The sequence below is a fragment of the Endothiovibrio diazotrophicus genome, from assembly GCF_054657215.1.
Map to the genome: position 1 here is coordinate 1 of NZ_BAAHXB010000047.1, position 18339 is coordinate 18339.

Sequence of the window (18339 nt, forward strand, 5' to 3'; positions counted from 1 at the left end):
TCGGGTGAGTCGCTGGGCGGCCATCCGCTGCGTTTCGCTCTCTTGAGGTAGGTTGACTACCCCTGCGAGCGCGCGCCTTGCGGCTGACCGCCCAGCGACTCACTGATGGCCGATTTGTGGGTAAGAGGCAGGGCCAGGCCGCGACCGGCCTATTTACGTGACAAGGAAAAAGGGAACCCGTCCATGGACCACAGCGAAGACGGCGCACTCAGCGAGACGCCTTTCGATACCTTCATTCGACAATTCCTCCACTCGAAGAACAACCAGCGGCTCTCCCGCTGCTCCCGGGAGATCTATCAGCGGGATACCCAGACCCTGGTGGAATATTTCGCCGAGCGCGGCCTCTCCGAGTGGTCGGCGGTGACCCCCGATCACGTCGCCGGGCTGCTCGACCGGGTGATCGAGAGCGACCGCGGACAACGTGCCCGCGCCGCTCGCCTGCTCAGCATCAGCCGTCTGGTCTTCGTCTATGCCGTCGAGCGCTCGCTGATCGCCGAGGCCGACAACCCGCTGCACCGGATTCCGCCGATTCGCGTCGAGCTTGGCGAACTCCGCCCCGACTACCCGCGCAGCACCCTGGCGTCGCTCGAACGCATCCCCGCGGATACCCCGGAGCACCTGCGCGACCGCAGCCTGCTGCGCGTGATGTATCTCACCGGTATCTGGATGGGCGGCGTGGTGGCCATCAACCTGTTCACGCCGGCCTTGCCGCCACTCTGCACCATCTTCCCGGAGGGACTGGTGCGCTACCGTTCCAAGGGGGGATCGGTGGAGCATACGCTGGTCGACCGCGTCACCATGGAGTGGCTCGATCGGTGGATAGAGGTCCGCCACCGCCTGCTCATCGACAGCCGCGAACCCGCCCTGTGGATCACCCGGCAGGGCGGCCGTATCCTGCGCTCCACCATCGCCAGCCGTATCCGCAAACATGCGGCGCTGACCCGCGTCAATCCGCTCACCGAACACCTGGATTCATCGTCCCTGTTGCCGTGAAAGCCACTCCGCAGGGTCGGGAGGGCCGACGACAGGAGGTGCAGCGGTTTCATCAGGTCAAAGGTTAAAGGTAGAAGGCCAAAGGTAAGAGGGGGGCCGTGCCGCTCCTGGCCGCCGTTGCGGTCAATGCGGTATCGTTGAGCGGGCGGCGCCGAACGAAGGCCCTTTAACCTTTTGCCTTTCGCCTTTGACCTGAAAATCAGCTCGCCCCGAACCGCCACCGTAACGGGAGCCCTCATCCCCGGTAACGAGGTTGATGAGAAAATCGGACTAAACTGATAGTACAAGGCGGAATTTGGAGAGCGTCGATGGATAGCGTACTCCTGCTCGCGATGGCCGCCGTCGTCATCGTCCTGATTTTCGACTACACCAACGGTTTCCACGACGCCGCCAACATCATCGCCACGGTGATCGCCTCGCGCGCCATGACCCCGATACAGGCGGTGGTGATCGTCGCCGGGTTCGAGTTCCTCGGGCCGCTGTTGGGCGGAACCGCGGTGGCCGACACTATCGGTGGTTTCGTCCGCCTCGACGACCTGCCGCCGATCTCCGCGCTGGCGGTGCTCCTCGCCGGTCTGCTCGGTGCCATCGCCTGGAACCTCATCACCTGGTGGCGCGGCATCCCGTCCTCCTCCTCCCACGCCCTGGTCGGCGGGCTGGCCGGGGCGGTGGTGATGGCGGTGGGGGCGGACCACGTTGCCTGGGGCTTCACCGAGCTGGCCCACGGTCATCTCACCGGCGTCACCAAGGTGCTGCTCGCCCTGTTCCTTTCGCCGTTGGCCGGCTTCTGGTTCGGCTTCGCCCTGCACCGTCTCGCCCGCGCCCTGCTGAGCGGCGCCCGTCCCAGCTTCAACGGGGTGTTGCGCCACAGTCAGTTCGTCACCGCCGCCGGCCTCGCGTTCGCCCACGGCGCCAACGACGCCCAGAAGAGCATGGGCATCCTCACCCTGGTGCTGCTGCTGGGCGGTTTCATCGACACCTTTGCCGTCCCGCTGTGGGTGATGATGGCGTGTGCCACCGCACTGACCCTGGGGATCGCCTCCGGCGGCTGGCGCATCGTGCGCACCCTCGGCTTCGCCATCTACAAGGTGCGGCCGCTGCACGCCCTCGACTCCCAGCTCACCTCGGCGGGGGTGATCCTCACCGCCTCGCTGCTCGGTGCGCCGGTCTCCACCACCCACGTGGTGGGTTCGTCGATCATGGGCATCGGCGCCTCGGAGCGGCCGCGGGCGGTGCGCTGGAACAAGGCGGGTGAGATCGCCACCACCTGGGTGATCACCATCCCCGGGGCGGCACTGGTGGCGGTTCTGTTCTATCTGCCGATCGGGCTAATTCTCTGAAGGAGGTCGACCATGGACGCCCAACGCGAATCACTCTGGCGGCGCATCGTCGATCGCGTCTTCCCCAAGACCCCCGACTTTTTCGCCTTGCTCGCCGAGCAGGCGGGGATGGTGGTCCACAGTGTCGGGCTGCTGGCGCGCTACATGGAGCATGGCGACCGTGAGGCGGGCGAGGCGGTGAAGGCCGACGAACACGAGGCTGACGTCCTCAAGGTGCGCAACCTCCACCTGCTCAACGAGGCCTTCTCCACCCCGATCGACCGCGAGGACCTCTACCGCGCCATCACCCACCTCGACCATGTGGTGAACTACTGCAAGAGCACGGTCAACGAGATGGATGCCCTCGAACTGACACCGGATGAATTCACCCGGAAGATGGCCGCCGAACTGCATGCCGGCAGCCAGTTCCTGCGCGATGGCTACGCCGTGCTGCATGAAAACCCGGTGGAGGCAGAGGCGTGCGCCGATCGGGCACGCAAGGCCGAACGCAAGGTGGAAAAACTTTATCGCAAGGCCCTGGTGGAGCTGTTCCAGGGGGAGGATTACCTGCACATGCTGAAGCGCCGCGAGATCTACCGCCACCTCTCCAATGCCGCCGACCGCCTCGCCGACGCCGCCAACACCCTGCACGACATCGTGGTGAAGATCTCCTGAACGACCTGCCGGCTTTCGGGGTGGAGGCGTGGTTTGGCGGTGAGTTTCTGATCGTTCCCACGCTCCAGCGTGGCAACGCAGCGCTGGACGCTCCAGCGTCCCGTTTCCTACGCTTCCCGCCATCGTGATCACGGCAATGCTCGTGGGGTCGCGGATGAGGAGTAATCGGCCGGCTCCGCGCGGTTGCCGGTGTAGTCCTCCACCCCATGCAGGGGATTTCAGGTGATTGGCGTAGAATTTTTCAGGTATCGGTATTGGTGTTTTTCCGGTCAATGGTAGGCAAAATCTGAGGATGTTTCAGAACTTGGCCCGTCCCGGGGGCGTCGTCCCACCGCTTTCCGACAAACGACGAGGTTATGGATGGTGATCGACGCTCGAGGGTTCCCGCTGCTGGTCAACGGCCGGCCCGACGCAACCGTTTCCGCGCAGGACCGCGGCCTTGCCTACGGCGACGGGCTGTTCGAGACCGTGGCGGTGCGCGACGGTGGCGCGGAGCTGTGGCCGGAGCACCTGGCGCGGTTGCGGGAGGGGTGTGGGCGATTGGCCATCCCCTTTCCGCCGGAGGTGGCGGAGGAGGGGGCGGCGTTGTGTGCGGGCGTCGGGCGCGGGGTGTTGAAGATCGTGGTCACCCGTGGCGTCGGTGGCCGCGGCTATCGGCTGCCGGAGGTGCCGCGGCCGACGCGGGTGGTGTCGCTCCATCCGTGGCCCGACTATCCGCAAGCGTGGTGGCGCGAGGGGGTCGCCGTTCGCGGGTGCGAGACGCCGTTGGGCGGCAGCCCCCGGCTGGCCGGCATCAAGCACCTCAACCGCCTGGAGCAGGTGCTGGCCCGCGCCGAATGGGACGATCCCGCGATAGCCGAAGGGCTGATGCGCGATGCCGCGGGGCGGGTCGTCGAGGGGGTGATGAGCAATCTCTTCATGGTCCGTGGCGGCGCGTTGTTCACCCCGACGTTGCGCCACTGCGGGGTGGCGGGGGTGATGCGCGGCGCGGTGATGGCGGCGGCGGGGGCGTTGGGCGTCGTCTGCCGCGAGGCGGAACTGGAGGAGGAGGCGCTGCTGGCGGCCGACGAGCTCTTCCTGAGCAACAGCGTGATCGGCATCTGGCCGGTCGCCCGGCTGGACGATCGGGGGTTCGCCGTGGGGCCGCTGACCCGGCGCCTGCAGCGGGCACTGGAGACGCTTGGCGTGGTACGGTAGCGCCCCATGAATCGCTCCCCGGAAACGCCTTCGCCGGAGCCGCAGGCTCCACAACCGTCGAAACTGCGCCTCGGCGCCGTGCTGATTCGGTTGCTCGGCGTGCTGTTGTTTAGTGCTGCGCTGATCGCCGGCTGGTTCGTCTGGGATTACCAGCGTTTCGCCGAAACCCCCCTTGCCATCGCGCGGCCACTGGTGCTGGAGGTGAAGCCCGGCCGTTCGGTCGCCGCCCTCGGCCGGGAACTGGCAGGACGCGGCCTGATGCGTTCTCCCCGCTACTTCACCCTGCTGGCGCGGATCGGCGGCCACGGGCGGCGGATCAAGGCGGGGGAGTACCGGCTGGAGCCGGGCGTTACCCCGCGTGGGCTGCTGGAAAAGCTGGTGGCGGGCCGGCCGATCGAGTATGCCATCACCCTGGTGGAGGGGTGGAGTTTCCGCCAGGTGATGGCCGCCATCGAGGCCGAGGACCGGCTCGAACACTCGCTGGCCGGGATGGGCGGCGGCGAGGTGATGACGCGTCTCGGCCATCCCGACGAACACCCGGAGGGGCGTTTCTTTCCCGACACCTACCGTTTTCCCAAGGGGGAGAGCGATCTCTCCGTGCTGAGACGCGCCTATGAACGGATGGAGCAGGTGCTCGCGGAGGAGTGGGCGGGGCGGGAGTCGGGGCTTCCGCTGCAGGGTCCCTACCAGGCGCTGACCCTGGCCTCCATCGTCGAGAAGGAGACCGGCCGGGCCGCCGAACGCCCGGAGATCGCCGGCGTCTTCGTCCGGCGCCTGCGCAAGGGGATGCTGTTGCAGACCGATCCGACGGTGATCTACGGCCTGGGGGACGCCTTCGACGGCAACCTCCGCCGCCGCGATCTGAAACGCGACACCCCCTACAACAGCTACACCCGCAAGGGGTTGCCCCCCACCCCCATCGCCATGCCCGGCCGCGAGGCGATCCGCGCCGTGCTTCACCCCGCCGATGGCAATGCCCTCTACTTCGTCGCCAAGGGTGACGGCAGCCACCACTTCTCCGCCACCCTGCGGGAGCACAATCGGGCGGTGCGCAAGTACCAGCTCGGCCAGTGACGGGGCGTGTCCTCCCCGGCCTCCCCGTAGGTCGGCGCCACCGCGCCGACGCGAACGAAGACAGCGGGCTCACGGCTACGATGGCCACTCATTCCGGTTCGTCCTGGAGGAGAGTGATGCCGAAGATCGATATCGCTTGATGGCACTATGTGCATCTCTCGGGAACTCGGCAAGGGTGGCGGTGCGTGGGGATTTTCCGGACAATGGGGGCCCGATCCCCTGAAGGCGCGCCGTAATGAGCGACCACGACCACGATTGCGACCACGACCATGAGCCGGACGGCGAGGCCTGCGAGTTGATCGACGGCATCGAGTTGGACCTGCCGCGCCCCAAGGCGCAGCTGCTCGCCCGCCTGATGCACGCCCTCGACTGGAACTGCGCCCGCGCCCTGGCGGTGGACGAGGCGGAGGCCGCCGATCTGATGGAGTTCGCCGGCGAGATCCGCGACGCCCTGCGCGAGGCAGGGGTGACCCCCGAAGGCGAGTAGGGACGGTTCGGGTGGGCGGTCGATTCATCACCATCGAGGGCACCGAGGGAGGCGGCAAGTCGACCCAGATGGCCCATGTGGAGCGCTATCTGAAGGGGCGCGGCGTCGAGGTGGTGCTCACCCGCGAGCCGGGGGGGACCGAGCTGGGGGAGGCGCTGCGCGAGCTGCTGCTCGGCCATCGCCACGACGGCATGAGTTCCGACGCCGAACTGCTGATGATGTTCGCCGCCCGCGCCCAGCACCTGGAGAAGGTGATCCGCCCGGCCCTTGCCGAGGGCAAGTGGGTCCTTTGCGATCGCTTCACCGACGCCAGCTTCGCCTACCAGGGGGGCGGTCGTGGCATCCCCTTCGAGCACATCGCCGCCCTGGAGCAGTGGGTGCAGGGGGACTTCCGCCCCGATCTGGTGCTGCTCTTCGATCTGCCGGTGGAGGTGGGACTGGCCCGCGCCGGGGCACGTGGCGCGGCGGATCGCTTCGAGAAGGAGCAGGCGGAATTCTTCGAGCGGGTCCGCGCCGCCTATCTCGAGCGCGCCGGAGCGGCCCCGGAGCGCTACCGTATCATCGACGCCTCGCGCACCATCGAGGAGGTGAGTGCCCGGGTGGAAGGGGCGCTGGCGGAGTCTTTCGCCGAGATCGCTTGATCAACGCCGAGTGCGCAGCAGCGGGGAGAAAAACGTTTGGTGGCGGAGACGATCCCGGTGCAGGTTGCGAGGCCACGAGGCGCGACCGTTGGCTGAGGCCTCCCACGCCTTTAACCTTTGACCTTTTGCCTTTAACCTCCCCTCCATGATCCCCACTCCAGAATCCCCCATCCTCCCCTGGCAGACCGCCCAATGGCGCCAGCTCACCGAGCGCGAGCGCGGTGGCACGCTGCCCCACGCGCTGCTCCTCTCCGGTCCTTCGGGGCTGGGCAAGAACCGCTTCGCCGACGCCCTGGCGGCGGCGCTGCTCTGCGAGTCGCGGCGCGACGGCGGCGGCGCCTGTGGCAAGTGCCGCGGCTGCAAGCTGATGGCGGCGGGGAGCCACCCCGACTTCCGGCGGGTGGCGCCGGAGGAGGAGGGCAAGCAGATCCGTATCGATCCGATCCGCGAGCTCGCCGCCTACCTGACCATGAGCAGCCAGTACGCCGGCTACAAGGTGGCGGTGATCACCCCGGCGGAGCGGATGAACGTCAACGCCGCCAACGGCCTGCTGAAGACCCTGGAGGAACCCACCGGCGGCAGCGTGCTGATCCTGGTGGCGGAGCGGCCGGTGCTGCTGCCGCCGACGGTGCGCAGCCGCTGCCAGGTGGTCGCCTTCGGCCGGCCGGAGCGGGCCGAGGCGCTGGCGTGGCTCGCCGCGCGGGGCGCCGGCGGGGAGGCCGAACTGCTGCTGGGGCTGGCCGACGGCGCCCCTTTGACCGCCCTCGATCTTGCCGAGGGGGGGCGGATGGAGACCCGGGGACGCTTGCTGGAGGGACTGGAGCGGCTGGCGGCCGGGCGGCTCGACCCGCTGGCGCTGGCCGCCGAGTGGGCCAAGGGGGACGTGCGCAGCGCGCTGTTCTGGCTCTCCGGCTGGGTGATGGACATGATCCGCCTGAAGATGGCCGATGGCGAGTCGGCGGTGGTCAACCGCGACCTCACCCCCCGCCTGCGCGCCCTCGGCGAGCGCTGGGAGACGCGCCAGCTCTACCGCCGCTACGATCAGCTGCTGCAGGCCGCCCGGCTGGTGGAGACCCCGGTCAACCGCCAGCTGATGATGGAGGATCTGTTGATCCCGTGGGAGCCCCGCCCGTGATGCGGGGGCGGCGGTGAGCGGCGCCCTCCTTCTCCCGCTACGCCCTTCGCGCTGGCTGACCGGCGGCGCGCTGCTCCTCTCCCTGCTGCTCTTCCTGGCGCTGTTCGTCGCCCAACTGCCGTTGTCGGTGCGCCTGCTGCTGCTGCCGGTCGCCGCCGCCGCTTCCCTCCACTGGGTGGTCAGTCACGGGTTGCGTCGCGGCCCCTTCGCGCTGACCGCCGTCGAGTGGCTGGGCGAGGGGCGCTGGCGGCTCACCGACGGCCGGGGCAAGCGTCTGGCGGCGCGGCGGCTGGCCGGCGGGGTGGTCCACCACCGCTGGGTGGCGGTCCCCTTTGCCGCCGGTCGCCGCCGCTACTCGCTGCTGCTCACCGCCGACGCGGTGGAGGCGGAGGCGCTGCGCCGGCTGCGGGTGCGGCTGCTCGCGGAGTGACGGGGGCGGACATCGTCTTTCTTTGACCGGATTGTGATCGGAATAGTATGGAGTTGCATCGAAACGCCACCAAAAGTACGCTTTCGGAAAAAGCCCGAATCCTGCATTGATGTGCCGAGGTGTTGCCCCATGTTTGCGGTCTCTCTTTCCGAACTCTTCGTCTATCTGGTGGAGCCCTCCAATGCGCAGGCGAAGCTGATCCTTACCGAACTGGCGGAGCTGGGGGTGCGCAATACCGAGCGGTTTGCCGACGGTGAGACGGCACTGGCGGCGATGGCGGAGAGCGCGCCGCCCGATCTGGTGCTCAGTGCCATGCACCTGCCCGACATCACCGGCACCCAACTGGTGTTGAAGATGCGCGCCGACGAGCGGTTGAAGGACGTCGCCTTCATTCTCGTCTCCAGCGAGACCGGCTATCGCTACCTGGAGCCGATCCGCCAGGCCGGCGCGGTGGCGATGCTGCCCAAGCCGTTCCGCGTGGAGGACCTCAAGCGCGCCCTGGTGGCGACCCTGGAGCTGCTCAATCCCCATGAGCTTCGGCTCTCCGACATGGAGCTGGAGCAACTGCGGGTGCTGGTGGTGGACGACAGCGCGGTGGCCCGCCGTTTCGTCCGCCGGGTGCTGGAGAGCCTCGGGCTGGAGCGTTTCGAAGAGGCGGCCAACGGCCGCGAGGCGGTGGCGCTGATCGAGCGGGAGATGTTCGACCTGGTGGTGACCGACTACAACATGCCGGAAATGGACGGCAAGGAGCTGGTGGAGTACATCCGCAACGAGAGTTCCCAGCCCACCGTGCCGGTGATGATGGTGACCAGTGAGGCCAACGAGGGGCGTCTCTCCGCGGTGCAGCAGGCGGGGGTCTCGGCGGTCTGCGACAAGCCCTTCGAGCCGAACACCGTGCGCCAGATGCTGGAGCAGGTGCTGGCGGTCGATCAGTGGCGGTAACGGCTGCGCTTCAATCAGGGTTGTCGGTGGCGTCGAGGATAGGGTGAAAGGGATGATTCGAGCGTTGATCGAAGGTGGCGGCCGGTTTGCGAAAAATCCCTACGTCAGCCTGTTGGTGGGGCTGGCGTTTCTCTACACCGGGGTCTCCGATGCGGTGCGGGAGCTGGAGGCGTTGGGGCATCTGCGGGTCGGCGTCCACCACGGCGTCATCCTGTTCGCCCTGCTGCACATCCTGAAGACCCTGCCCGATCTGGTGGATGGGACGAAATACCTTCGCAAGGGGGAGTGCGGCGAGCACTGATGCCGGCATCGTTCCCGATCGCATCCGTTACCTGTTGATGCCCGCCTGATTCACGGCGTATGGCCATGTCGGCCCGTTGGCGATCTCCTCCAACTCCCGCTCCAGACGCTCCCTGGCCTGCTGTACGGTCTTTCCGCCGTTGCCCACCCAGCGTCGTTCCGGCGCCTGGAGACCGCCGTCGACCCGATCCCAATGGAGATTGGTGAGCATCCGGGCGAGTTGCGTCTCCTGGATGATCACCTCGATCTGCCTGGCGACCCTGTCCATCTCCACTTGCGGCCCGCGCCGTGGGGCGGCCGCTTCATCCTTGTTGACGAGTTCGGACAGATCGCGCTCCAGCGCGAGGGCCGTCCCTTCGAGGGCGAGAAAGCGGTTGTAGAGATCGTGGACGAACTGTGCGCTGTCCCACCAGAGGCCTTCGGCGGCTTCTCCCTGGAGTTTGGTCATGGTCGTTCTGCTCAGTGTTGAGGTGGTTATCTGTGGTTTGGCTGGTCAGACCAAACGTGTACCCTACAGGAAGAAGGCTGCGTAGACGAGCGTTTGGGCAGTGAGTGCGTGGACTCATTTCGGGGTTAGGTGATAGTGGTATGGGGGTGTGTGGCGTTGAATCTGGTTAAGTCAGTAACGTCGATCTACAAGTCGTTGACCGATCGTTTTAATCGAGATATTCGGTATATCACACCGAGCATGTCGGGGATGGGTGTGTTTGCGCTGATCGGTTTTCCGCTGTATTACTGGATATGGCACGATCTGTTTCCACAGCCTTACGAAAATTTTTTCTTAAGGCTGGTTGGTATGTTGTTTAGTCTGGGGGTGGTGCTTCTCAAGTTCTGGCCTGAATGGATGAGGCGATATCTGCCATATTATTGGTATGTTGCGACCCTTTATGTTTTTCCTTTCTTTTTTGTTTTTATGTTGTTGGGAAATAGTGGGAATGATGTTTGGCTCATGTCTACCATGGCGGCAGTGTTTTTGGCATTGTTGGTTTTTGACTGGGTAATTATGTTGATACAGTTTGTTTTTGGTAGTGTTTTGGCATATGTTGTTTTTTATGTAACATATGGTCCTCCGGAAGGAACTTATTTTATTGGTGAGCATGTTCCTATTTATCTATTTGCTGTGGTTGGAGCAGTAGCGTCAAATTACACTAAAGAACTGGTCAATGAGTCAAAGCGAGGGCTCTATTTTAAAGTTGGTGCAACGATTGCGCATGAGCTGAGAAGCCCGCTGTTAGCGATCAAGATGCAGTTAAAGGCCGCCAAGAAAGGGATCTCTTCCTTTGAGTGGAGGGCGCGACACGGCAACGAAGATGGGCAGTTGTGTGTGTCGAGAGTGTCGGCTTCGATTGAGTCGGCGGATAGGCAGGTGGATGATTCGTTTACGATTATCGATATGATGTTGATGAACGTCAATCATCGGGCGCAACAAATTAGCGACGAGGGGGTGCATCAGGCGAGTCAATGTATTGAGCGGGCAATTTCAGGCTTCCCTTATAAGTCGGATTCCCAGAGGGGCATGGTCCGTCGTGGAATAATCGAAGATTTTTATTTTCATGGTTCCGGAGTGTTGGTGGTTCATGTCTTATATAATCTCATGAAGAACGCCATCTACTACGCGAATGCTGCAAATTCGAATGGGGGAGGGGAGGTTGTGTTGAGTAGTAAGGCGGATGATGAATGGAATCGTATTGTTGTTCGCGATAATGGGTGCGGAATATCCGAAGATCGCATGAAGCAGATATTTACATGGTTCTATTCGGATGGTCGTACCACTGCCAATGCCGGGGTTGGCTTGTCATTCTCGAAAATGGCGATGGAGAGCGTGGGAGGGAGAATCAAGTGTGTGTCGGTGGTGGGGGAGTATACGGAGTTTGTTCTTCTTTTTCCGGCACGCAAGGATGTAGGTGGTTGATGGTAGGGTACATCCCTGTACCGATAGGGTGGGCTATATGGCTATTTGCTGATTTTTGATGGAACTCTGAAGCGCTCGAATGGGAAACGCTGCGTGGTTGGCAATTCGTTTGCCGGTTCTGATCACCCTTTCAATGTCGAGGTCCGACAGGTTCGCGTGAAGGGACATCCGGAGCAGAGCGCGCTTCTTCGCGGTTGCGGGGTACATGAAGGGGGCGCCGAACAGGCCATCCTTTTCGAATTCGTCTCGAAGATGAATGACCGACGCTTCGCTTCCCGCCTCGATGGAGATGATTTGCGACTCCGACCCGCAGAGGTCGTACCCTTCGTTTGCCAATACGTTGCGCAGACGATCCGCGTGGCGGGCGATTTTTCTCCTTCTCCAATGCTCTTCGCGGATGATTTTCAGCGTTTCGCGTAGCCCTTCCACTTCATGGGGGAGCAGGGCGGAGCTGAAGATCAATGGAAGGGCCTCGAAGCGGAGATAGTCGGAGTGTTCGCCAGAGCAGGCGATGAGCCCCGCCCTTCCGCAGAAGGCCTTGGCGAGGCTGGCGGTTATGAAATGGACCATCCCGCCGAGCCCCAGGGAGGCGACCAGCCCTTCGCCGCTCTCTCCGTGGGTACCGAGAGAGTGCGACTCGTCGACCACGACGACGCAGTCGCGCAGATGGGCAGCCGGAACGATCTCCTTCAAAGGGCAGATGCTGCCATTGGTGCTGTATATCGAGTCGACCACCACGACCCCCGGCCCGTATCGCTCGATCTGCTTTATCAGGTGCGATGGAGTGTTATGCCGAAACAGGTGTGGAGTCGCACGAGCACTGAGGATTCCCTCGTAGAGTGAGCGGTGCGCCAGCTGATCGATATATACCGGGGTGTTCTCGTCGGCGATCGACTGGATGAGTCCCAGGTTGGCGGTGTATCCCGATTGCGTGACGATGGTCGATTCATATCCGATGAATTCGGCCAGCTCCTGTTCCAGCGTCCATTGGTGGTTTTCCACGCTGAAAAATAGGGATGACATCATGACTTCGCAGCCGTTCTCTTTCAGAAAACGGGTTTGCGCGTCGGCGATCCTCGGATCTCCGGAGAGCCCGAGATAGTCGTTGCTCATCAGCAGTACGCTGCCGGTATTCGGGGCCTTTCCCCGGAGGATGTGGCGGCCGCCCCAGTCGTTGGCCATCCGGTCGCGGTAGTGGTGCTGGACTCGTTGGGAGAGCCAGCGGGGGGAGGTTGTGCTCAGGTCCTTTTTTTTGCGGAAATATCGGGCATGATCTTGCTCCTCGTAGCCTGTGTCATTGAGAGATTTCTCTTGCGCTCGCCCGTACGTTTGTACGGGGGCAGTCCATTTTATCGCCAATCAGAAAATTCCTACACCTGATGCATGGAATGTCTGAGTCATAGAAAAATATTGATGTCGTTATTGTGGCTACATAATGTGATTTCCCCATTTGTCCGGAGGATAATCGGATGAGCGATTGGCTTGTTCCCCCGTGGTATTACCCTTCCACCCTGGTCGCGGTGGATGACGAACAGGGGCTGTTGTTCGGTCTGGAGGCAGCCTTGGGCGACGATTACCGGTTTGTTGCCTGTGACACCCAGCGCAAGGCACACGAGGCGCTGGCGGGAGGGCGTCCCCTGGGCGGCGCAGAAACCTCTCCCGAAGTGTTCGGCAATCCCCGGGACCCCGCGCGGCACTCGGTCGTCTCGGTGATGCTGGTCGACTACGGGCTCTCCGGGCTGACCGGGATCGAGCTGATCCGCGGGTTCGGCGATCATCCGGCGCGGCGCATCCTCTACAGCGGGATGAGCGACGTCGGGTGTGTCGAGGAGGCGTTGCGCGAGGGGGTGGTGGACTGTTTCATCGCCAAGCACGATCCCCGCTTTCTCGACCGTCTGGAGGAGGCGGTGGCCGTGTTGTCGAGGCGCTATTTCATCGAATGGGGGAAGGCGGTGGCGACGGATGCCGAGGGGCTTCTGTCGTCGCCCGAGATCGCCGAGCTACTGGATGGACTGGCGCGTCGGCACGGCTGTGTGGAGCACTATCTGTTCCGGGATGGCGGAGGGTTCCTGCTGGTCGACGAGGGGGGCGGGCGGTGGGACTTGCGCGTGGGAGGCGAGCCGCCCGGGGGCGCGGTGACCGACGAGGGGGAGACCGAGGCCTTCGGACGGTGGTGGCTGGTGGCGTAGGTCGGCGCTACCGCGCCGACGTAAACGGGGGCAGCGACGGTAACGCTCGTGTCCGTTTTTCTGACCGGGATGGGGCGCGCTCGGAACGGGTGGCGACGTTCATGCTCCGCTGCCCCCGTTCCCGTCGGCGAAGTATCGCCGACCTACGGCTCCCCCCCCGCTGTGGAACCGGGTTTGACGCTGCGGGCGGTCCCGCCCTGCACGGTGCGCTGCGCGCGCCGTGGTCGAGCGAGGGCACCGGCTCTCAATCGGCCTGCGGCATCCCCTGGATCCGTCCCTCCACCGACAGCACCTTGGCCGGGTAAGGGTCGCGATATTTGTCGTGGATCGCCCGGCATGCCCCCTCCACGGCGAAGAAGGACTCCACCACCTCCGGGTCGAAGGGGTGTCCCGCCTCCTCGCGAATCGTCGCTCAGTCGAAGCCGAGCCGCCGCAACCGGCGCACCCGCGCCTTCACCGCCGGCGGCTCGTCGCGCAGCGCCATCTCCTCCAGTTGCAGCGCCTCGCGGCGGTAGGCGGGGAAACGGCGGGCGAGGTGGTGGAAGGCGTGGTAGGCCCAGGCGCGGACGAACTTGTTGCGATCGGCGAGGGCTTGGCGAATGAAGTGCTCCAACGGTCGCTGTTCCACCTCGTCGAGGGAGAGGTGCTCGATCATCTGCAAGAGGTGCAAACGCGACTGCCACGGGTCCAATGCCTCGCTACGTCCGAGCAGCTCACGTGACTCGGCTGGTGAGGGCGCGTGGCCTTGTTCGATGTGGTGCTTGATCAGCCAAGTGGCGGCGATCTGAACCGTACCACCCCTTTCGATCGAGTCCGCCAGTCGGGAGAAGAGTCGCGCGTCGCCGGCCATCTCTTCATAGAGTGATGCCAAAGTCGCGGTGTCTTTGCCATTCCATCCATCGAGCGCGGTTTTCAGGTCCATTCCAGCTCACCGCGACGGGGGGGCATCTATTCCTGCACCTTGCCGTAGAGGCGGGCGTAGAGCCCGCCGCTCTCCACCAGCTCGTCGTGGGCCCCCTCTTCGATGATCTGCCCGGCGTCAAAGACGTAGACCCGGTCGGCCTGCTTCACCGCGCTCAGGCGGTGGGCGATGATGATCGTGGTGCGCCCCTCCAGGAAGCGCTGCAGCGCCGCGTGGAGCCGGCCCTCGGTGGCGGTGTCGAGGGCCGAGGTGGCCTCGTCGAGGATCACCACCTTGGGATCGGTTAGCACCATCCGCGCCACCGCCAGCCGCTGGCGCTGGCCGCCGGAGAGGCGTACCCCGTGACGTCCCACCAGGGCGTCGAGGCCGATGGGCTGCTCGCGGATGAACTCCGCCAATTGGGCTACCTCCAGCGCTTGCCATAGCGCCGCCTCTTCCACCTCGCGGCCCATCGCCAGGTTGGCACGCACGGTGTCGTTGAACAGCGCCGGGTGCTGGAGCACGGTGGCGACGTTGTCGCGCACCACCTCCATGCCGATGGACTCCACCGCCACGCCGTCGAACAGCACCCGTCCCGAGACGGGCGGATAGAGGCCGAGGAGGACCTGCACCAGGGTGGTCTTGCCGCCGCCGCTGGCCCCCACCAGGGCCACCTTCTCACCCGGGCGGATCCGCAGGCTCACCCCGTCCAGCACCGGCGGTCCGTCGCCGTAGGCGAAGCGGATCGCCTCCAGCTCCACCGCCACGGTGCGCTTGTCGGCAAAGGGGTCCACCTGGTGGGGGTAGTGGGGCTCGCGGTGCAGCGCGATCAGCCGGTTGATGCGGTTGAGGGCGCCGTCGGCGGCGGCGTAGGCGTACTGGATGTTGAGCACCTCCTGCACCGGTCCCATCATGAACCAGAGGTAGCCGAAGACCGCGAACATCTCGCCCACCGAGAGGTTGGAGAAGAGCACCATCAGCATGCTCAGGGCGCGGAAGGTGTCGAAGCCGAAGAGGAAGGCGGCGAACGAGAGCCGTCCGGCCGCCTCGCTCTTCCAGGCGTAGGCGATGGAGCGGTCGCGGATGTCGCGGGCACGCTCGGCGACCCGTCCGAGGTAGAAGCCTTCGCGGTTGGCGGCGCGTACCTGCTGGATCGCCTCCAGGGTCTCGCCGAGGGCCTCCTGGAACAGTTCGAAGGCGCTGTTCTCGCGCTTCTTCAGCCGCTTGGTGCGCCGCCCGAGGGCGACCGTGATGTAGACCACCAGGGGGTTGAGGAAGAGGATGAAGAGCGCCAGTTGCCAGTGCAGCCACAGCAGCACCCCGGCGGTGCCGCAGATACTCAGCAACGCCACCAGGAACTTGCTCAGGGTCTGGCCGAGGAAGTTGTCGACGGTGTCGACGTCGGTGACGAAGTGCGAGGTGACCGCCCCCGAGCCGAGGGTCTCGTACTCCGCCATCGACACCCGCTTGAGGTGTTCCAGCAGGCGCAGCCGGATGCGGTAGGTGATCTCCTTGGAGATGCGCGCGAACTGGCGCGACTGGTAGACGGTGAGCCCCAGCGCGGAGAGGCGCAGGAACAGGGTGACGAAGAGCACGGCGACGATGTAGAGCACCGGCCCGTGCCACGCGGGGGGGAAGAGGGCGTCGGTCACCGCGGTCACCCGCCCCGGCTGGTGGAGCAGCACCTCGTCCACCAGCATCGGCATCAGCAGCGGCACCGGCACCGCGCAGGCGACGCCGAGGATGGCGACCAGGTGGGCGGTGACCAGCGGCCGGCGGTGGTCCAGCACCAGGCGCACGATCCGGCGCCAGCGGTAGGGGGTGGGGGCGGCGTCATTCGAGTGGGCGGGGAACATCCATCCATTTTACCCGAACGGTGTGCGCCTCGTATTTCGCTGATCCGCAGGTTATTCCGGTTGCCCTTATCGATAACGAGCGAGGTGGCGAGGGTGTCGGGATGGCGATGGGGTCGCTACGGGGGCCGGTGCGGGCCGGTGATCGGTGTTCACAGATCCATCGCCAGGCGAAATCCCAGATCGATCCTCACCCGCAAGATCTCCTGTGCCTCGCGCATTCGCACCGACGAGCGCATGTCCTCGCTGAAAGCGGAGCCGCCGCGATAGACGCTCGACTCGCATGCGGTTTCCTCCCATGCACTCCCATCGCCCGGCGCGTCGCCGTAGTCGTCGTGCCAGCAGTCCTGGACGAGTTCCCAGACGCTTCCGGCCATGTCGTACAGACCCCAGCCGTTTGGCGCCAGCGACCCCACCGCCGCGGCTTGTGAATAGTCGTCGTCGGTGCTGGCCGTCTGCGTCTGGCAATCCGCGTCGCAGTCGTTGGCGTATGCCTCGATCCCCGTACGGGAGGCCCCCCACCAATAGGGGGTCGAGCTACCCGCGCGTGCCGCATACTCCCACTCCGCCTCCGTCGGCAGGCGAAAGCGGCCTCCCGTGCGTTCATTGAGCTGGCGGATGAACCGCTGGACGTCGTTCCAGTCCCCATCGCCGTACGGGCAGAGAAAACAGTAGGGGTGGGGGGAGAAGGAACCCGTCAGGGTGGCCCATTGGCGCGCGGTCACTTCGGTGGTCATCAGCAGGAATCCCGGTACCGATACGCGGTGTTGGGGACCCTCGTTCCCATTTCTGCCCGCCTCGCCTTCCGGGCTGCCCATCATGAAGCTCCCTCCGGGGATGACGACGAACTCCATCCCGAGGACGTCGGTCACCTCCTTGCCGGGGAAATCCGCTAGCGGCAAAGGTTCATCGTCGGTCGCCGTTGGCGCCGCCGCGGAGAGCTCCCAACGCGGCTCCGGCCCGTCGACCGGGGAGAGCTCCGCGACGTAGTCTCGATCGGCGTGGTTGACGCAGGGCAGGGCGATGCGCCCGGAGGCGTCGAATTCGCCACAGCCGTCGGCGCCCTCTTCGGTGATCTCGACATCGCCGACACGCCAGCGCACACCCGTCGAGTCGGAGGGTGATTCCGCCAGCAGGGTTCCCGAGAAACGGGTGCCGGAGACCTCGATGCAAGGAATCCTCAGGGTCAGGCTCGAATCCATGGAAGCGCATAGCGGGGAGGGTACGGTGGATGGGGCCTCGGCCGCCGGTGCCGGCTCATACTCCACCAGGAACCCTTGGATGGGTGATTCCATGAATCCCGGATCGCTGATCATCCAGCACACCCCGTCGTTCGCGGTGGTGTGTAGCTGGACGTTGGTCAGGTAGTGGTCGACTGCGATCAGCCGTTCCGAGCACCAGTCTCGGAACGTGGATTGGGAACCATCCACCCAGGAGAGCGTGTCCCGCGCGTCGTAGCGCCCGCCGAGCCACAAATGGAAAGCGCTCATGTTCACCAATGCCCTGGTCGAGTAGGTGGCTATGGTCTGGTTGTACCAACTCCGCTTCACCCCCTGGATGAAGTCGGCCTCCTCGCGGCTGGACGGAACGGCGAGGTGTCCGCTCATTCCCTCCCAGGTCATTGCCGCCGCCGCGTCGCGCGCCTCGACCCACAGCAGCCGCGAGTTGTCGGTGACGATCTGATACCAGTGGCCATTCCCTCCCTCGGAGCTCTCCCAGCGAACCGGGACGGAGGCGCTGTCGAGGTACTCGACGACGAATCCACCCACCTCCGCGGAGCAGTCCTGATCGTTCCACAGGCCGTCGAAATAGAGGGTGATGCACGACTCGTTGCCCCCATGATCGTTGGGCTCGCCTGCCCGCCAGTTGGTGTATTCGAACCACTCGCCGTTCATCCATTGCCACGTCTCGCGCGACCAGGAGCGCTCTCCACCGATCCACACGCCCTGCCACTGCTGCGCTTGGCACTGGGGGTCGTTCCTACACTCGACCAGCGCCGGCAGGTGTTCGACGAAGTTCTGCTCCGCGGCGGAGGTGATGGTGGCGAGCTGCCTGGCGCCCCGAAGGGCGTCGTATTCGGTCGCGTGGTATTCGGCATCACCGGCCGTATACGGCAGAAAGATGACGTCGTACCAGTGATTGTTGCCGCCGTCCTCCGCTCGCCATTGCACCGGATCCGCCTCGACGGAATAGGGGAGAGCGGCGAAGGCGATCAACAGCAGGGAAGAGATGAGCCGATGGGCGGTGATCGTCGCGTTCATCCTTGGTTGCATCCGTATTACATGCTCGCC

At 64.8% G+C, this 18339-nt stretch carries 19 protein-coding genes; 13 read left to right on the forward strand and 6 right to left on the reverse strand.

Going from position 1 to position 18339, the window contains the following annotated elements:
• Nucleotides 1-183 precede the first annotated feature (183 nt).
• The 11 genes from ACYQ2W_RS12930 to ACYQ2W_RS12980 all read left to right on the forward strand — a co-directional run bounded on the left by ACYQ2W_RS12930 (nt 184) and on the right by ACYQ2W_RS12980 (nt 9194).
• Nucleotides 184-993, forward strand: a complete 810-nt coding sequence (locus ACYQ2W_RS12930) for a site-specific integrase (RefSeq protein ID WP_459867571.1) — start codon at nt 184-186, stop codon at nt 991-993.
• A 308-nt stretch (nt 994-1301) separates the two neighbouring features.
• Complete coding sequence (locus ACYQ2W_RS12935; protein WP_459867574.1) at nt 1302-2333, forward strand: inorganic phosphate transporter; 1032 nt, start codon at nt 1302-1304, stop codon at nt 2331-2333.
• A 12-nt stretch (nt 2334-2345) separates the two neighbouring features.
• Nucleotides 2346-2987 (forward strand): DUF47 domain-containing protein, encoded by a 642-nt coding sequence (locus tag ACYQ2W_RS12940; RefSeq protein ID WP_459867577.1) that lies wholly within the window; start codon nt 2346-2348, stop codon nt 2985-2987.
• A 360-nt stretch (nt 2988-3347) separates the two neighbouring features.
• Nucleotides 3348-4184, forward strand: a complete 837-nt coding sequence (gene pabC / locus ACYQ2W_RS12945) for an aminodeoxychorismate lyase (RefSeq protein ID WP_459867580.1) — start codon at nt 3348-3350, stop codon at nt 4182-4184.
• Between the two features lie 6 nt (nt 4185-4190).
• Entirely contained in the window at nt 4191-5258 is a 1068-nt protein-coding gene (mltG, locus tag ACYQ2W_RS12950; protein ID WP_459867583.1) for an endolytic transglycosylase MltG, read from the forward strand.
• Between the two features lie 235 nt (nt 5259-5493).
• On the forward strand, nt 5494-5745 hold the full coding sequence (locus ACYQ2W_RS12955; RefSeq protein ID WP_459867586.1) for a DUF7706 family protein: 252 nt from the start codon (nt 5494-5496) through the stop codon (nt 5743-5745).
• Nucleotides 5746-5756: 11 nt separating this feature from the next.
• Nucleotides 5757-6386, forward strand: a complete 630-nt coding sequence (tmk, locus tag ACYQ2W_RS12960; protein ID WP_459867589.1) for a dTMP kinase — start codon at nt 5757-5759, stop codon at nt 6384-6386.
• 145 nt (nt 6387-6531) lie between these two features.
• On the forward strand, nt 6532-7521 hold the full coding sequence (locus tag ACYQ2W_RS12965; protein WP_459867592.1) for a DNA polymerase III subunit delta': 990 nt from the start codon (nt 6532-6534) through the stop codon (nt 7519-7521).
• Between the two features lie 13 nt (nt 7522-7534).
• Nucleotides 7535-7951: a hypothetical protein gene (locus ACYQ2W_RS12970; protein WP_459867595.1), complete on the forward strand. Its 417-nt coding sequence runs from the start codon at nt 7535-7537 to the stop codon at nt 7949-7951.
• 129 nt (nt 7952-8080) lie between these two features.
• Complete coding sequence (locus ACYQ2W_RS12975; RefSeq protein ID WP_459867598.1) at nt 8081-8893, forward strand: response regulator; 813 nt, start codon at nt 8081-8083, stop codon at nt 8891-8893.
• A gap of 52 nt (nt 8894-8945) precedes the next feature.
• Nucleotides 8946-9194 (forward strand): hypothetical protein, encoded by a 249-nt coding sequence (locus ACYQ2W_RS12980; protein WP_459867601.1) that lies wholly within the window; start codon nt 8946-8948, stop codon nt 9192-9194.
• A gap of 27 nt (nt 9195-9221) precedes the next feature.
• Here the strand turns inward: ACYQ2W_RS12980 and ACYQ2W_RS12985 are convergent, their stop codons facing one another.
• Nucleotides 9222-9641, reverse strand: a complete 420-nt coding sequence (locus ACYQ2W_RS12985; RefSeq protein WP_459867604.1) for a hypothetical protein — start codon at nt 9639-9641, stop codon at nt 9222-9224.
• A 150-nt stretch (nt 9642-9791) separates the two neighbouring features.
• On the opposite strand from ACYQ2W_RS12985, the gene ACYQ2W_RS12990 reads away from it, so the two are divergent.
• Entirely contained in the window at nt 9792-11105 is a 1314-nt protein-coding gene (locus ACYQ2W_RS12990; protein WP_459867607.1) for a sensor histidine kinase, read from the forward strand.
• Between the two features lie 33 nt (nt 11106-11138).
• Here ACYQ2W_RS12990 and cqsA read toward each other — a convergent pair whose 3' ends face one another.
• Nucleotides 11139-12464 carry an alpha-hydroxyketone-type quorum-sensing autoinducer synthase gene (gene cqsA / locus ACYQ2W_RS12995; RefSeq protein WP_459867610.1) on the reverse strand — a complete coding sequence of 442 codons (1326 nt, stop codon included), beginning with the start codon at nt 12462-12464 and terminating at the stop codon, nt 11139-11141.
• A gap of 110 nt (nt 12465-12574) precedes the next feature.
• On the opposite strand from cqsA, the gene ACYQ2W_RS13000 reads away from it, so the two are divergent.
• The gene (locus ACYQ2W_RS13000; RefSeq protein ID WP_459867613.1) at nt 12575-13294 is read left to right on the forward strand and encodes a DNA-binding transcriptional response regulator; all 720 of its coding nucleotides are present in this window, start codon (nt 12575-12577) and stop codon (nt 13292-13294) included.
• Between the two features lie 244 nt (nt 13295-13538).
• Here ACYQ2W_RS13000 and ACYQ2W_RS13005 read toward each other — a convergent pair whose 3' ends face one another.
• The 4 genes from ACYQ2W_RS13005 to ACYQ2W_RS13020 form a co-directional block, all read right to left on the reverse strand.
• Nucleotides 13539-13664, reverse strand: coding sequence for a hypothetical protein (locus ACYQ2W_RS13005; RefSeq protein ID WP_459867616.1), 126 nt, complete (start codon nt 13662-13664; stop codon nt 13539-13541).
• A 42-nt stretch (nt 13665-13706) separates the two neighbouring features.
• The gene (locus tag ACYQ2W_RS13010; protein WP_459867619.1) at nt 13707-14216 is read right to left on the reverse strand and encodes a hypothetical protein; all 510 of its coding nucleotides are present in this window, start codon (nt 14214-14216) and stop codon (nt 13707-13709) included.
• A gap of 26 nt (nt 14217-14242) precedes the next feature.
• Complete coding sequence (locus tag ACYQ2W_RS13015) at nt 14243-16051, reverse strand: ABC transporter ATP-binding protein (RefSeq protein WP_459867622.1); 1809 nt, start codon at nt 16049-16051, stop codon at nt 14243-14245.
• A gap of 149 nt (nt 16052-16200) precedes the next feature.
• A complete protein-coding gene (locus tag ACYQ2W_RS13020; protein WP_459867625.1) occupies nt 16201-18309 on the reverse strand; it encodes an SUMF1/EgtB/PvdO family nonheme iron enzyme in 2109 nt (702 codons plus the stop codon).
• Between the last annotated feature and the right edge of the window lie 30 nt (nt 18310-18339).

Excerpts from the sequence above, each read along its gene's own strand:
- pabC (WP_459867580.1), top strand. The coding sequence starts at position 3,348 with ATGGTGATCGACGCTCGAGGGTTCCCGCTGCTGGTCAACGGCCGGCCC.
- ACYQ2W_RS12935 (WP_459867574.1), top strand. The coding sequence starts at position 1,302 with ATGGATAGCGTACTCCTGCTCGCGATGGCCGCCGTCGTCATCGTCCTG.
- ACYQ2W_RS13020 (WP_459867625.1), bottom strand. The coding sequence starts at position 18,309 with ATGAACGCGACGATCACCGCCCATCGGCTCATCTCTTCCCTGCTGTTG.
- ACYQ2W_RS13000 (WP_459867613.1), top strand. The coding sequence starts at position 12,575 with ATGAGCGATTGGCTTGTTCCCCCGTGGTATTACCCTTCCACCCTGGTC.
- ACYQ2W_RS12975 (WP_459867598.1), top strand. The coding sequence starts at position 8,081 with ATGTTTGCGGTCTCTCTTTCCGAACTCTTCGTCTATCTGGTGGAGCCC.
- ACYQ2W_RS12985 (WP_459867604.1), bottom strand. The coding sequence starts at position 9,641 with ATGACCAAACTCCAGGGAGAAGCCGCCGAAGGCCTCTGGTGGGACAGC.
- ACYQ2W_RS12980 (WP_459867601.1), top strand. The coding sequence starts at position 8,946 with ATGATTCGAGCGTTGATCGAAGGTGGCGGCCGGTTTGCGAAAAATCCC.
- mltG (WP_459867583.1), top strand. The coding sequence starts at position 4,191 with ATGAATCGCTCCCCGGAAACGCCTTCGCCGGAGCCGCAGGCTCCACAA.
- ACYQ2W_RS13015 (WP_459867622.1), bottom strand. The coding sequence starts at position 16,051 with ATGTTCCCCGCCCACTCGAATGACGCCGCCCCCACCCCCTACCGCTGG.
- ACYQ2W_RS12965 (WP_459867592.1), top strand. The coding sequence starts at position 6,532 with ATGATCCCCACTCCAGAATCCCCCATCCTCCCCTGGCAGACCGCCCAA.
- ACYQ2W_RS12940 (WP_459867577.1), top strand. The coding sequence starts at position 2,346 with ATGGACGCCCAACGCGAATCACTCTGGCGGCGCATCGTCGATCGCGTC.
- ACYQ2W_RS13010 (WP_459867619.1), bottom strand. The coding sequence starts at position 14,216 with ATGGACCTGAAAACCGCGCTCGATGGATGGAATGGCAAAGACACCGCG.
- ACYQ2W_RS12930 (WP_459867571.1), top strand. The coding sequence starts at position 184 with ATGGACCACAGCGAAGACGGCGCACTCAGCGAGACGCCTTTCGATACC.
- ACYQ2W_RS12955 (WP_459867586.1), top strand. The coding sequence starts at position 5,494 with ATGAGCGACCACGACCACGATTGCGACCACGACCATGAGCCGGACGGC.